Raw genomic sequence first — 15,140 nt, 5'->3', positions numbered from 1 at the left:
ATCAGAGTCGGGAAAAGTCATTGAAGAGCGCTACACTCATCAACGTCAACAGCATAGCTGCCCCAATTCTGAATCCAATTTCCTGAACCTTTTCAGGTACAGGCCTGCCTGTAATCACTTCAACGAAGTAATACAAAAGGTGTCCTCCATCTAGCACTGGCAAAGGCAAAAGATTAATAATGCCTAAGTTCACGCTAATCAAAGCAAGAAAACCTAAAAAGTAAACCAATCCGACATTAGCACTATTTCCTGCACCTTGTGCAATAGAAATAGGCCCACTCAGATTTTTAACCGAAATATCACCAGTTAATAACTTGCCGATCATCTTAATGCTGACGGAGACAAGTTGCCATGTTTTATCCACTGCAATTGGAAAAGAGTCTATAAACCCATATTCTAGTTGTAACTTCATGTTTTCTGGCCAAGGTTCAGATGTCGGAGCAACCCCAATCACACCTTCAATTTGACCAGCAGCGTTTTCACGTGACTTAGGTGTCACCTTTAGTGTTAGCTGCTCGCCATCTCTTCTCACCGTGAGATTGACACTTTTATTTGCTGATTGCTGAATTAGGTTAACAAATTGTGTCCACTCGGTATACCGCTCACCATCAACAGCTACTAATATATCGCCCACTTCAATGCCGGCAAGCCCTGCGGCTCCATCTTCACTGACTAACGCCAGTGTAGGCAAAATTTGTGGACGGTACATCCCCAAACCAATAGCCGTTATCGGTAATTCTTTTTCTGGATCGAATCTCCACTCACTCGTATCTAAAGTGTATGTTTGCTCCCCTGAAAGAGTGCCTTCTAGGCGACTTAGCGGTGCAACAGAAATGTTGACTTGCTTATCACCTATGTGACCAGCAAGTGCGAGATTAACTTCTTCCCAGTCCTTAACTTTTTGTCCGCCGACAGACAGCACTTGTAATGGCTCTTTTACAATTATTTGTGCTGCTGGAGAGCCAACTATCGTAGAGTCAATAATCGGTTTAATTGCTGGTACGCCAATAAGATACATGGCATAGAGCGCGATAATGGCGAAAATGAAGTTTGCTATTGGGCCGGCACTGACAATAGCAATGCGTTGCCAAACATTTTTGCGGTTAAAGGCTTGATCTTTTAACGCTTCTGGCACGTCATCGACACGCTCATCAAGCATTTTTACGTAGCCACCAAGAGGGATCATTGCTAACACATATTCAGTGCCATCTTTACCCGTTCGGCGAAAAATCGCTTTACCAAAACCAATTGAAAAGCGCTCTACCTTAACACCACATTTTCTAGCCACCCAAAAATGACCATACTCATGCGCGGCGATTAAAATACCGAGTGCAACAATAAAAGAACCTAGGTTCCAAAAAAAATCTATCATTCCCTTCCTTTGAACTAATTGAGCTTGCTAACCGCTTCGAATGCATATCGACGAGACTGACTATCGAGCGCCATAATATCGTCAATATTGGTTAATGAATCAGCTGTTACTTGCTTTAAGCTCTGTTCATTGATGATTGCTATATCGGTAAAACGTATCTTGCCATCTAAAAACGCTTGCACTGCAATTTCATTGGCAGCATTTATCACTGTGGTCGCTTCTTGTCCTTGGTGACAAGCCTCTATCGCTAACGCCAAACAAGGGAAACGATTAAAATCAGGTTCTAAGAAGCTTAACTGTCCGACTTTGAAAAAGTCTAAAGGTTCAACTCCTGAGTTAATTCTCTGTGGAAAAGACATACAATGAGCAATCGGAGTACGCATATCTGGGTTACCCAATTGCGCGATAACTGAGCCATCACGGTACTGCACCATAGAGTGAATCAGGCTTTGTGGATGAATAACCACTTTTATCTGATCAGCACGAGCATTAAATAGCCAACGTGCTTCTATATATTCCAAGCCTTTATTCATCATGCTCGCTGAGTCGACAGAAATCTTCCGCCCCATCGACCAATTAGGATGTTTACAAGCTTGCGCCGGAGTCATCGATGAGAGTGTTGAAAGTTCAGATGTCAAAAAAGGTCCACCGGACCCTGTTAGCAAGATGTGTGACACACCAGCATCATTTAAATCACATCGACCAATCTCAAGCTGAGTGCGTTCAGATAAACATTGAAAAATGGCATTGTGCTCACTATCGACAGGTAAGACTTGTGCGCCAGATGTTTGCATCGCGTTAATAAAGAGTTCACCAGACATCACCAGTGACTCTTTATTCGCCAGTAACACTCGCTTACCGGCTTTAACCGCTGCGAGGGTTGACGGCAATCCTGCCGCGCCGACAATCGCCGCCATGACAGTATCAACTTCAGCGCTGCTCACAAGAGAAAAAAGTTCATCTTCGCCTGTTGTCACTTCAACGGCTAAATGGCTAGGTAGCTGCTGTTTAAGCTCACTAGCCGCTTTGGCATCAACCATATGGGCAACCTTAGGGCGATGCTTAATACAAATCTCGAGCATTTTTTCGACATTGGTATTGGCCACTAATGCAAATACACAATATTGCTCTGGATTCGCCTCTACAACGCTTAACGTGCTAGCACCAATAGAACCTGTCGCGCCTAAAATCACCATATTTTGCATACAGTTACATCCAAAAAGCTATATAAATTAAGGTAAATACTGGTAACGCGGCAGTTAAGCTATCAATGCGATCTAATATGCCACCATGACCCGGTAAAATCGTACCTGAGTCCTTGATGTTAGCGACTCGCTTAAACATGCTTTCAGATAGGTCACCAACGGCTGAGGCAATCGCTGTAAATAAAGTCACTGCGATCAATAGGCCTAGCTCTTGTTCAGGCGAGAAATACATTACGCCTGCCACAATCACCATGGTTGTTGCGAGTCCTCCTAATAAACCTTCAATGGTTTTAGCTGGACTAACATTGGGCATCAGTTTTCGCTTACCGAAGGCCTTACCCGCAAAATAAGCACCAGAATCAGTAGCCCAAACAACTAACATCACCAGAAACACAAGCGTGCCGCCGTAGTATGGCGATGCTTCAGTGCTTAACGCTTTAAGAGACAGTAAAGAAACAAAACAGGGGATTAAGGTAAGCTGACCGAACATTGATTTAAGCATGTGGCTCTTTTTCCAGAACCCAGCACCTCGCGGATAGGTAATCACCATCATAAATGAGATAAGCCACCATAGGCCGCCCATCGCTATCACCCCTAAAAATATCGGGTGCATCATGCCTCTAACCCATATTTCGTCAGCGGGCACCATAATATTAAGCGCGATAAGCAACACGCCAATGGTGATGGTAAAGCTCCATTGAGTCATTTCACACTGACTATCAATGATGCGGCCCCATTCCTTACCGGCAATGAGAAAAACGCCCAATAGTGCCCACGAAAAGTACTCAGTTGGCAAACCAAATATGGCGCCAAAAACCAAGGGGATTAACCATATTGCTGTTATTATTCGTTGTTTTAGCAAAAAACTTCCCTCATTTTATTATTACAAAGCGCGAATAGTATCAATTTGATTTCCAGTCAAACCAAAACGGCGCTGTCGGCTAGCAAACTTAACGACGGCATCTTTGAAAGCATCCTCGTCAAAATCTGGCCATAGCGTGTCAGTAAAGACTAACTCTGCGTATGCTGCCTGCCAAAGGACAAAATTACTGATTCGATAATCGCCACCAGTGCGGATCATTAAATCAACTTCAGATTGGTTATACATGCATAGCTGCTCATTTAACGCTTCTTCGGTGAACTGCTCACTGCTCATTTCACCCGCTTCAACTTTCATCGCTAGCTTTTGTGCTGCTTGCATAATATCCCAGCGACCACCATAGTTAGCCGCTACATTTAACACTAAATCACTATTTCCAGCGGTTCTTTCTTGGGCTGTTGCGATTTGCTTTTGCAGCCGCGCTGAAAAGCGACTTATGTCACCGATAATATTGAGTCGCACGCCATTGTTATCGAGTAACTTCAGCTCTCGTTGCAATACCGTAAAAAACAGCTCCATTAACAAGCTGACCTCTTTATCCGGTCGACGCCAGTTCTCACTGGAGAAGGCAAACAAAGTTAATGACTCAACTCCTAAGGCTCGTGCTGTACTCACCGCACGTCTAACCGCCTTAACACCCGCCTTATGACCAAAGACTCGTGGCTTCCCTTGCGCCTGTGCCCAACGCCCATTGCCATCCATGATGATGGCAACATGCTTAGGTATAGACTGTTTTACCAAAGCAGAAAGCGCTCCTGGTAATGCCTCTGACAAATCAGTGTCAGATTGGGAATCGAATGACATCTATTACAACCCTTAAAATAGACAAACGCCGTGTAGTATAACTCTACACGGCGTCTGAACTCTATAGCCTGTTTCTGTTTCACGCTCAATATTCAATCAACCATTAAGCTTTTAGCCTAAGGCGTGAGCGATAACGTACTACACGTTTTAAGAAAGCGCTATAAACTCTGATGGCGCTCAAAATTAGAACTCCATCAGTTCCTTTTCTTTTGCCGCTAGAATTTCATCTATTTTCTTGATATGTGCATCAGTAAACTTCTGCACTTCATCTTCTGAACGACGAACGTCGTCTTCTGTACATTCTTTATCTTTCTCTAGTGCTTTAACATCAGAGTTTGCATCACGGCGTACATTTCGAACCGCGATACGGCTATTCTCAGCTTCTGCGCGAACAACTTTAATGAGGTCTTTACGACGCTCTTCTGTCAATGCAGGCAGAGGAATACGGATAGTGGCACCGGCAGACATTGGATTCAAACCAAGACCTGAGCTCATGATCGCTTTTTCTACAGCAGCAATCATAGTACGGTCAAATACCGATACGTTGAGTGTGCGAGCATCACCAATAGAAACGCTTGCAACCTGCTTTAGCGGCGTAAGAGAGCCATAATAAGGTACTTTAATAGTATCGAGTAAGCTTGGGTGGGCACGGCCTGTGCGCACTTTAGCCATTTGAGTTATTGTAGACTCGATACATTTGTCCATGCGTGTTTTTGCATCAGTTTTAATTTCATTTATCACGTTATATGTCCTTTTTAGTCACTAGGAGCTAATTGCCTTTTGAGGCCTATTAGACTCGTTTCTTTGCGCCAGACGAGTAAAAATCTGTAAAGCATATAATCAAAACACATCAAGTGTATGATTAAATTACTACACATGCCTTGTCGCGTGTGACAATGTTACCTAGGCTAGCATCTGCTAATGCAGAGTCGCACTCAACCTAGAGTCACATTGTCGAAACCTGTTTACTTACAGCTTGAATACCCACTATGGGCTATAATCACTGCGCTAATTAACCAGCGTTAATGAGTGTGCCTTCTTGCTCGCCCATGATCACGCGACGCAATGCGCCAGGTTTATTCATGTTGAAAACAAGTATTGGCATATTGTGATCTCTGGCCAATGTAAATGCGGCCAAATCCATCACTTTTAATTCTTTGTCGAGTACTTCGTTGTATACCATTTGATCATACTTAACCGCGTCAGGGTTTTTCACTGGGTCATCGGAATAAACGCCATCAACCTTGGTTCCTTTAATCACAATCTCTGCTTCAATTTCAATACCGCGTAAACATGCAGCAGAATCTGTAGTACAGAATGGATTACCGGTACCCGCAGCAAAAATAACGACTCGACCTGACTTTAGCAAACTAATTGCTTCAGCCCAGTTGTAATCATCACAAACACCTTTCAATGGAATTGCTGACATCAAACGTGCATTTACATAAGCACGATGCAATGAATCACGCATCGCCAAACCATTCATAACCGTAGCCAGCATACCCATATGGTCGCCGACAACACGATTCATTCCAGCTTGTGCTAGACCTTCGCCACGAAACAAGTTACCACCACCAATGACAACACCGACTTGAATACCTAATTCGACAAGTTCTTTAATCTCCTGTCCCATGCGATCAAGCACTTTAGGGTCGATGCCGAAGCCTTCTTCACCCATTAGCGCTTCACCACTTAGTTTTAAAAGAACACGGCGATAAGCAGGTTTAGGATTGGTACTCATATTTATTAGTCCTGATAATGGCTTTAGGGAATTGTATACTCAAATAGCCTCACAATGCAGTATTCATCTCTTACATCATAAAGTTATTTCAGTAAATACAATAAGACCGCAGCAGTTGCTACGGTCTTATGTTGACTACAAAAGGAGATTAACCTTTCGTAGAAGCAAGAGTTGCAGCTACTTCAGCAGCAAAATCTTCTACTTTCTTCGCGATACCTTCGCCAACTTCTAAACGAACGAAGTTTGAAACAGAAGCGCCTTTCTCTTTAAGAATAGTGCCAACTGTTTTCTTAGGTTCCATGATGTAAGCTTGGCCAGTAAGAGATATCTCACCAGTAAACTTCTTCATACGACCTAGAACCATTTTCTTAGCAATCTCTTCAGGCTTGCCTTCGTTCATAGCGATTTCGATCTGAAGTGCTTCTTCTTTTGCAACAAGAGCAGCAGGAACATCTTCAGGGTTAACGAATTCAGGCTTTGAAGCAGCAACGTGCATTGCAATGTGCTTTAGAGTCTCTTCGTCAGCTTCACCAGCAACAACAACACCGATGCGCTCACCGTGACGGTAAGTAGCAAGGTTTGCACCATCAATGTACTCGATACGACGTACATTGATGTTTTCACCGATCTTAGTCACAAGTGCAACACGCGTTTCTTCAAACTGTGCTTTCAATTCTTCGATAGTCACTTTAGATGCAACAGCAACTTCTAGAGCGGCGTTAGCAAATGCTAGGAAGCTTGCGTCTTTTGCAACGAAGTCAGTTTGACAGTTAACTTCTAAAAGTGCAGCGAAACCTTCGCCATTCTTAATAAGAATTGTACCTTCAGCAGCGATGTTACCCGCTTTTTTAGCAGCCTTTGCAGCACCGCTCTTACGCATTGCATCAATCGCAAGCTCGATGTCACCATCAGTTTCAGTCAATGCTTTCTTACAGTCCATCATGCCAGCGCCAGTGCGGTCACGAAGTTCTTTAACTTGGGCAGCAGTAATTGCCATTGTTAAATCCTCTACAGATAATTCGTCAAATTCAATAGATATAAAACAGGGGCCAGAGGCCCCTGTTTACCAATCAAGTATCTTGGTTAATAAGGGGAGATGAAAATCATCGACCTTATTATTCAGCTTCTACGAAACCGTCTTGCTCAGCTTGAACAGCTAGGTCTTGGTTACGGCCAGCTTTAGCAGCGGTAGCAACAGACTCAGTGTATAAACGGATCGAACGCATAGCATCATCATTACCAGGAATGATGTAGTTGATACCGTCTGGAGAAGAGTTTGTATCAACAACAGCAACAACTGGAATACCTAAGTTGTTAGCTTCTTTAATCGCAATATGCTCATGGTCAGCACCGATTACGAAGATCACGTCTGGAAGACCAGCCATGTTCTTAATACCACCAAGAGATTTTTCTAGCTTCTCAAGTTCACGAGTACGCATAAGCGCTTCTTTCTTAGTAAGCTTGTCGAAAGTACCATCAATAGCCTGGCTTTCAAGATCTTTAAGACGCTTAATTGATTGACGAACTGTTTTCCAGTTAGTCAACATACCACCTAACCAACGGTGATCGACGTAGAACTGGTCACAAGAAACAGCAGATTCTTTGATAGCTTCGCTCGCAGCACGCTTAGTACCAACGAAAAGAACCTTACCTTTTTTAGAAGCGATGTTGCTAATGAACGCTAATGCTTCATTGAACATAGGCACTGTGTGCTCTAAGTTAATGATATGAACGCCGTTACGTGCGCCAAAGATGAAAGGCTTCATCTTTGGGTTCCAGTAACGTGTTTGGTGACCGAAGTGAACACCGGCTTGAAGCATGTCGCGCATTGAAACTGTAGTCATTTTATTTACCTTTAAATAATTTGGGGGTTAGACCTCCACATATCCCATATCTTCGACCCGGTTAAGGGCACCCCGAAGAACGTGTCGATATGTGTGTGATTTAGTATTTAGCATTAGCCATGTATAATGGCGGCCAGATTAACGCTTAGCTTCCCACATGAAGTGGAACGTCAAGAGTCAACCATAACGGCGCGCTTTATACCATATTTAGAAAAAAAGCACAAATATTTGCGGATTTTTTGCGGTATAATACTTCCAAAGCAAGACGACCAATCAAAAGACATAAGAGACATAAGAGACATAAGAATGAGCATAGTAATCAAGACAGCTGAAGAAATTGACAAAATGCGCGTCGCAGGGAAACTTGCAGCCCAAGTACTCGAAATGATTGCACCGCATATTAAAGCAGGTGTGACAACCAACGAACTAAATGAAATTTGCGCAACCTTTACTGAAGATAACGGCGCTATTTCGGCACCACTTGATTACCATGGTTTTCCGAAATCTATATGTACATCAGTGAATAGTGTTATTTGCCACGGTATTCCCAATGACACCGCTCTTGCTGACGGTGACATCCTCAATATCGACATTACTGTGATAGTTGATGGTTACCATGGTGATACTTCAAAGATGTTTTTAATCGGTGATGTTAGCCCTAAAAATGCTCGTCTTTGCCGTATAGCTCAAGAAAGCCTTTATGCTAGTATTAAAAAAGTCCGCCCAGGTATGAAGTTAGGTGAGATTGGCACTTTAATAGAAAAGTTCATTAAATCTAAAAAAACGGGGCTAGAAAAATACAGCATAGTGACCGATTATTGTGGTCACGGTATCGGTGCAGTATTCCATGAAGAACCACAAGTCATGCATTATAAGAATAATGACAAAACTGTGCTTCGCCCAGGTATGTGCTTTACCATCGAGCCAATGATCAATGCTGGACGTCACACCAGTGTCCTCGACAAGAGTGACAACTGGACAGTAACCACATCAGATGGCAAAAACTCTGCACAGTGGGAGCACACATTGCTTGTCACTAAAACCGGTGTCGAAGTGCTTACTTTACGCGAAGAAGAAAAAGATTTACCTCGCATAATTAATCACTAAGCAACTGAATAGAATAAGTTTAATAGGCGTGATTCATCACGCCTACTTTTGTATTAATGAACACCATCGCCAAGCTATCTACTAAGTAAGTTGCCCTTAAGACCTCACTCTTCACAATCCCGATATGATTTATAGTCATAAAGCCCTTCAAATTTAGTTTTTTTGCATAGATAATCACACTAATAAAGTCACGCATTAAAGAAAATAATAATGAATAGTGCCCAAACAGCAAAAAGTGTTCTTATCGATTTAAACTGCACATTATTAGATTCGTTTAATGATAAATCAGATATTCGTGCGATCGTGAGTGAGCGCAGCCAGCATGTCGATGCTCTATTACAGAAAGAGTGGCTTACGCATGGTTTACAAGCATTTCCTATTTCACTCATTGCAGTTGGTGGCTATGGGCGCGGCGAATTACACCCTCAATCCGATGTCGATTTGCTGTTTCTTACCGACGGTGAGTTAACCGTCGATGCTGAACAAGCCTTGAGTGCTTTTATCGCCTTCCTTTGGGATGCGGGTCTAGAAGTCGGTCACAGTGTGCGCTCCATAGATGAAACCCTTTCGCAAGGTCGTTCTGATATTACTATCGCAACCAATCTACTTGAATCTCGCCTACTATGCGGTCCGCAAACACTATTTAACACTCTTTATTATAATATTCGCCAAGATGATTTTTGGTCCAGTAGCGACTTTTATGTCGCTAAACGTGACGAACAAATAGCCCGTCACACTAAAGCCAACGCATTTGATTTGGAGCCCAATTTAAAGAGTTGCCCAGGCGGGTTACGCGATATTCAAACCGTAGCCTGGGTCGCGATGCGGCATTTTAATGCTAACAAGCTAGAAGATCTTGTCGTATATGACTTTCTAGAGCCTCATGAGTTAGCAGAGTTACTCGAATGCCAAGATTTTTTGTGGCAACTGCGCTGCTGCTTACACTTAATATCAGGCAGAGATGAAAACCGACTGTTGTTTGACTTGCAACGACAAGTTGCAGATTTAATGGGATATGAGGACCAAACCCAACTCGCTGTAGAGCAGATGATGAAGCGCTATTACCGCACCGTCAGGCGGGTAATGGAACTTAACCAAATGCTATTGCAACTGTTTAAACGCGCAACGTTAGGCCATATTAAAGCATTAGAAGTCATACCGATTGATAAACAATTCCAGCGACGAGGAGCATTCATAGAAAGTCTTCATCCTGACTTGTTTGATACGCCAGAAAACATTCTTCGATTGTTCCTATGCGTTGCCAAAAATTCTAATGTGAAGTCTATTTACGCGGTGACTTTACGCAGCCTAAGACTGGCCAGAAGAACCCTAACACAACCGCTGATCTGCGATGAACGATGCCGTGAACTCTTTATGGAAATATTGCGTCATCCACGCGGTATTGTATCGCTATCACTCATGCATAATCATGGTATTTTGTCTGCTTACCTACCCGCTTGGAAACGTATTGAAGGACAGATGCAGTTCGATCTTTTTCATGCGTATACCGTAGATGAGCACACCCACAGACTGCTACTTAATATCGATCGATTTTCTCAACAAGAGCAGAGAGAAGAGTTTCCGCTTGGTTCGGTACTCATTAACCAGCTGCCTAAAAAAGGTTTACTGGTATTAGCGGCTATTTTTCATGATATTGGTAAAGGTCGTGGTGGCGACCATAGTAAGTTAGGCGCCGTTGATGCTCTGGAGTTTTGCAAACAGCATGGGCTCAACGACCATGATGGACGACTGGTCAGCTGGCTAGTAGAGAACCATCTTGTTATGTCATTCATCGCACAAAGACGCGATATATCAGATCCTGATGTCGTCGGTGATTTTGCCGAAAAAGTCCGTGACACCGTTCACCTCAGCTATCTTTACTGCCTAACAGTGGCGGATATATGTGCCACTAATGAAAAAACCTGGAATAGCTGGAAAGGTTCACTATTACGTGATCTCTATTTTTCAACACAACGGGTATTAGCAAGAGGCAAAGAAAAACCCGTTGATATCAGGGCGCGTGTGCGTGAACACCAAGCTAAAGCTAAAAAGGACCTAATACGCCGTGGTATTAAAGAGAAAGATTTAGATACATTATGGCAACGCTTTAAAGCTGATTACTTCTTGCGTCACCAGCCGAACCAAATAGCATGGCACGCCGAATCAATCATTAAGCACAAAAATGATGAAACCTTAGTATTGATCTCTAAACATACTACCCGAGGCGGCACTGAACTGTTTGTTTATGGTAAAGATAAACCCAAACTATTCGCCACTGTTATGGCAATTTTGGACAATAAAAATATTAATGTGCATGACGCTACAGTCATGATCTCAAAAGATAAGTATGCACTAGACTCTTTTGTTATTTTAGAACAAGATGGCAAGCCAGTTTCGCAGCTATCGCGGATCCAAGGTATTAAGAAAACGTTAATTAAAGCCTTAAGCAGTGATACACCAAAGTTACCAAAATTCAGAAATCTGTCAAGAAAGATGAAACCTTTTAAAGTTGCGACTCAAGTCAGTTTCCCTCCTACCCGTCGTCATGGTACAAGTATGATGGAACTCATTGCATTAGATTCACCAGGCCTACTGGCAAGAGTTGGCGAAGTCTTGTATCGCTGTGAAACTCGATTATTAGCCGCGAAAATATCTACCATAGGTGAGAGAGCAGAAGATTTTTTTCTATTGCAAACTGCCGAAGGCGAGCAGTTAAATGAAGCGCAGCAGATAAGATTACGAGAAGCACTCACCAGTGCACTTTAAACATATTGATAAACAATAATACCGGGAGAAGTAAATGGAGGCTTTACGCCAACGTATAGAGGCGGCTTTTGAAGCTCGCGCTGAAATAACCCCAGCATCAGTAGAACCCAGTGTTCGCGCAGATGTTGAGAAAGTCATTGCAATGCTAGATAAAGGCGAAGCAAGAGTCGCAGAAAAAATTGATGGCGAATGGCATGTTCACCAATGGCTAAAAAAAGCCGTGTTACTTTCATTCCGTATCTTTGATAACGCTGTTATCGATGGCGGCGAAACAAAGTACTACGATAAAGTTCCAATGAAATTTGCCGACTATGATGAAGCTCGCTTCAGAGCAGAAGCTATTCGAGTAGTCCCGCCTGCTGCGGTTCGTAAAGGCTCATTCATTGGTCGTAACACGGTATTGATGCCTTCTTATGTAAACCTAGGCGCCTATGTTGATGAAGGTTCTATGGTAGATACATGGGCGACTGTAGGTTCTTGTGCCCAAATTGGTAAGAATGTACATCTATCAGGTGGTGTCGGAATTGGCGGCGTTTTGGAGCCACTACAAGCCGGTCCTACAATTATTGAAGACAACTGTTTCATTGGCGCACGTTCAGAAATTGTAGAAGGCGTGGTTGTTGAAGAAGGCAGCGTTATCTCAATGGGTGTTTACATCGGCCAGAGTACGCGTATTTTTGATCGTGAGACGGGTGAAGTTCATTATGGTCGAGTTCCTGCAGGCTCTGTCGTAGTTTCTGGTAACCTCCCCTCTAAATGTGGCACATACAGCTTGTATGCCGCTATCATTGTAAAAAAAGTTGATGCTAAGACACGCAGTAAAGTTGGCATTAACGAGCTATTACGCATCGTTGATTAACGTGTTCGATTACGCCATAAAAAAACCCACTTTTTAGTGGGTTTTTTTATGCATTGCTAAAATCACTGCTCGAATGAAACATTTTGTTACCCAGAGTCATACAATGATCCAGACTCCACACCTTGATACAGTTCGCTACACAATGGTAACAATATTCTACACGCAATGAGCTTTACTCAATGGAGACCCCAAAAATAGAAGAGTAGGAGCAGGACATGATTAAATTCTTCGTGATAGCAGGCACCGCGCTAGCAATGACTTTTAGCGCCAATGCAGCAATGACACCTCAAATGGAAACCGCACTCGTATCGGTCTGTAAAGCAGGTGCTAGCAACAGTAACTATCAATTTAACAGCACAATGAAGAGTTACCGCATAAATAAAAGCCGAATATTCCCAAAACTGGTTTGTAATGGTGAATCATTTTATAACTTTGCGCTTAATGCAGGTGCTGATAAAACAGCAGCAAAAATTGCGCCCTATGCTAGAGGTACTGTAACAATTAAGGATATTGCACAAACGGAGCAAGATGACGATCTTTACGTTGTTAATTTTTAAATTATTTTCTCGGCATAAAAAAGAGACAAAAGTCTCTTTTTTATTGACCACGAATACTAAAAAACCACCGTTTTATTCCCGTATACCACCACATCTTCGTTAATGACCAGTTGCAATGCCTTACTGAGTACACTTTTTTCGACATCGCGGCCACATTTCGACAGTGCCTCCACGCTATAACTGTGATCAACAGGGATAACATCTTGCTTAATAATGGGACCTTCATCCAAAGAGTTCGTCACAAAGTGAGCCGTAGCACCGATAATTTTAACGCCTCGCTCCCACGCCTGTCTATACGGTGACGCACCAATAAAAGCGGGCAAAAATGAGTGATGAATATTAATAATCTTATCGGGATATTGGCCCACAAATTCCGGCGTCAATACCCGCATGAATTTAGCGAGTACGACGTAATCGGGTTTATAACCATTGATAACGTCCAACATCGCTTGCTCATGCTCGTTACGACTCATATCTTGATGGCTAATATAATGAAATGGCACATCAAACTTCTCAGTCAAAGGGGCTAACAGATCGTAGTTACCGACAACGGCAACAATCTCAGCATCTAGCGCACCGGAATACGATTTAATCAGCAAGTCACCAATGCAATGTGCCTCTTTAGTCACCATCACCACAATACGTTTTTTGCCGACATCAACCAACTTAGTATGATTTATTGTTGGTAACACGCTCTGTAATTCAGCTACCAAACTAACGGGTTCAAACAGCCCTTCTAGTTCGGTTCGCATAAAAAAACGCCCCTGAGCGTTATCTACGAATTCACTGTTCTTAACGATATTGAGGCCATGGGAAAAGCACACACCCGTGATCTTAGTGATAAGTCCTGGCGCATCGGCACAGTCAATCATCAGTACCTTACGTTCCATAGGTTTTCTCGCGGTCAGATTGCGCATATCTTAAGTGACATGAGCCAAGTTTAATTTAAATGGCTTGATTGATGAAAACAACCTTGGCTAAATAATAAACCGACAAATAGCAAATCGATTATTAAAGTATTAGTTATTTAGCCACTTTAATGAATAACCATCAATCTATAGCGCGAATAGACTCATCAGCGATTGCTACGCCGTTTAATCACTCAATATTGGCACCAAAAATATCGCTATAATCCCGGCAGATATAAGGTAAGTAAGCTGTTCTAGAAAATGTTAAATAATAGAAAATGAGGTGAAATTGGCTTAATAGTCGATTGAGTGAAAGTGAATATTTATACATCTAGAATGTAATGCAACTGACATTTGATGACATCTGTATTTGATGCTCAGTGATCACAGAAGCGTGATCAAGTATTATTTTAGTGACCCGTCGCCAAAGGGTGTCCCTATTTGGCGACGGGTAAAAAAGTTAAGCCGCTAGATCTTTATCAATGAGCTCATTCCAACTAGGCAACCATGCTAACGCCTCGACTTCTGGCTCCATGGTTTCTCCGGCGTCAATCTTTAAGAAATCACCTAAACGTGTTGCGCCAAGCTCTTCGAATAGCGCTGCTAGTTGCTCAGCTGCACCGCAAAAGGTTTCATAACTTGAATCCCCTAATCCTATTACGCCAAACTTGAGTTCCGGCAGATATGGGGCTTTAGACTGCATATCGTAAAACCATGACTGGATCTCATCAGGAAGATCGCCCTGGCCTGTTGTCGAGCATATCAGCAATAGCAATTCATCTTGAGGCGGAACAAAACCTACAAGTTCGTCGCTTTGATACAAAACAGCCTCACGCCCTAAGTCTGTTAATGCCTGTTGTAAAGTTTCTGCGACATATTGCGCACCACCGTAAACTGTTCCAAAAACTAGATTCACTTTTTTCATGTTTTACTTCGCCTAAAAGCCATTTAGTTATATCCTTAACATACTGTATCGATGAACATTGCTGCAAGCAATGCAGCAATTAAAAGTGAATGTGTACGAGGACCAGCCGTAATGAGACACTCTTGCAGACAAAAACACCGTAAACACCTCAATCGTTCAGCACATATTAGAA

At 42.7% G+C, this 15,140-nt stretch carries 14 protein-coding genes; 4 read left to right on the top strand and 10 right to left on the bottom strand.

What is annotated here, in order from left to right; all coding sequences use genetic code 11:
* Position 1: 1 nt before the first annotated feature.
* From rseP to rpsB, 8 genes are all read right to left on the bottom strand, one after another.
* Positions 2-1,372: a sigma E protease regulator RseP gene (gene rseP, locus CXF86_RS14735; protein ID WP_102039352.1), complete on the bottom strand. Its 1,371-nt coding sequence runs from the start codon at positions 1,370-1,372 to the stop codon at positions 2-4.
* A 14-nt stretch (positions 1,373-1,386) separates the two neighbouring features.
* Positions 1,387-2,577: a 1-deoxy-D-xylulose-5-phosphate reductoisomerase gene (gene ispC / locus CXF86_RS14730; protein ID WP_102039351.1), complete on the bottom strand. Its 1,191-nt coding sequence runs from the start codon at positions 2,575-2,577 to the stop codon at positions 1,387-1,389.
* A gap of 4 nt (positions 2,578-2,581) precedes the next feature.
* Positions 2,582-3,439 carry a phosphatidate cytidylyltransferase gene (locus CXF86_RS14725; RefSeq protein WP_102039350.1) on the bottom strand — a complete coding sequence of 286 codons (858 nt, stop codon included), beginning with the start codon at positions 3,437-3,439 and terminating at the stop codon, positions 2,582-2,584.
* 21 nt (positions 3,440-3,460) lie between these two features.
* The gene (gene uppS, locus CXF86_RS14720; protein WP_102039349.1) at positions 3,461-4,261 is read right to left on the bottom strand and encodes a polyprenyl diphosphate synthase; all 801 of its coding nucleotides are present in this window, start codon (positions 4,259-4,261) and stop codon (positions 3,461-3,463) included.
* Positions 4,262-4,444: 183 nt separating this feature from the next.
* The gene (frr, locus tag CXF86_RS14715) at positions 4,445-5,002 is read right to left on the bottom strand and encodes a ribosome recycling factor (protein ID WP_101092728.1); all 558 of its coding nucleotides are present in this window, start codon (positions 5,000-5,002) and stop codon (positions 4,445-4,447) included.
* Between the two features lie 271 nt (positions 5,003-5,273).
* A complete protein-coding gene (gene pyrH, locus CXF86_RS14710; protein ID WP_101092725.1) occupies positions 5,274-6,002 on the bottom strand; it encodes a UMP kinase in 729 nt (242 codons plus the stop codon).
* Positions 6,003-6,150: 148 nt separating this feature from the next.
* Positions 6,151-6,999 carry a translation elongation factor Ts gene (tsf, locus tag CXF86_RS14705; protein WP_101092724.1) on the bottom strand — a complete coding sequence of 283 codons (849 nt, stop codon included), beginning with the start codon at positions 6,997-6,999 and terminating at the stop codon, positions 6,151-6,153.
* 118 nt (positions 7,000-7,117) lie between these two features.
* Entirely contained in the window at positions 7,118-7,846 is a 729-nt protein-coding gene (gene rpsB, locus CXF86_RS14700) for a 30S ribosomal protein S2 (protein WP_101092723.1), read from the bottom strand.
* Positions 7,847-7,972: 126 nt separating this feature from the next.
* Here rpsB and map point away from each other — a divergent pair, with 126 nt between their 5' ends.
* From map to CXF86_RS14680, 4 genes are all read left to right on the top strand, one after another.
* Positions 7,973-8,953, top strand: a complete 981-nt coding sequence (map, locus tag CXF86_RS14695; protein ID WP_257985373.1) for a type I methionyl aminopeptidase — start codon at positions 7,973-7,975, stop codon at positions 8,951-8,953.
* 210 nt (positions 8,954-9,163) lie between these two features.
* On the top strand, positions 9,164-11,719 hold the full coding sequence (gene glnD, locus CXF86_RS14690) for a bifunctional uridylyltransferase/uridylyl-removing protein GlnD (protein WP_101092721.1): 2,556 nt from the start codon (positions 9,164-9,166) through the stop codon (positions 11,717-11,719).
* 34 nt (positions 11,720-11,753) lie between these two features.
* Positions 11,754-12,578: a 2,3,4,5-tetrahydropyridine-2,6-dicarboxylate N-succinyltransferase gene (dapD, locus tag CXF86_RS14685; RefSeq protein ID WP_102039348.1), complete on the top strand. Its 825-nt coding sequence runs from the start codon at positions 11,754-11,756 to the stop codon at positions 12,576-12,578.
* A 215-nt stretch (positions 12,579-12,793) separates the two neighbouring features.
* A complete protein-coding gene (locus tag CXF86_RS14680; RefSeq protein ID WP_102039347.1) occupies positions 12,794-13,135 on the top strand; it encodes a DUF3718 domain-containing protein in 342 nt (113 codons plus the stop codon).
* Between the two features lie 56 nt (positions 13,136-13,191).
* Here CXF86_RS14680 and purU read toward each other — a convergent pair whose 3' ends face one another.
* Complete coding sequence (gene purU, locus CXF86_RS14675; RefSeq protein ID WP_102039346.1) at positions 13,192-14,025, bottom strand: formyltetrahydrofolate deformylase; 834 nt, start codon at positions 14,023-14,025, stop codon at positions 13,192-13,194.
* 478 nt (positions 14,026-14,503) lie between these two features.
* Complete coding sequence (locus tag CXF86_RS14670) at positions 14,504-14,968, bottom strand: flavodoxin (protein WP_101092717.1); 465 nt, start codon at positions 14,966-14,968, stop codon at positions 14,504-14,506.
* Between the last annotated feature and the right edge of the window lie 172 nt (positions 14,969-15,140).

It is taken from the genome of Shewanella sp. GutCb, assembly GCF_002836135.1.
In the GTDB taxonomy this organism is placed as follows: Bacteria; Pseudomonadota; Gammaproteobacteria; order Enterobacterales; family Shewanellaceae; genus Shewanella.
Note: the sequence above shows the minus strand (reverse complement) of the source record. Positions and strands in the feature narration are given on the sequence as shown.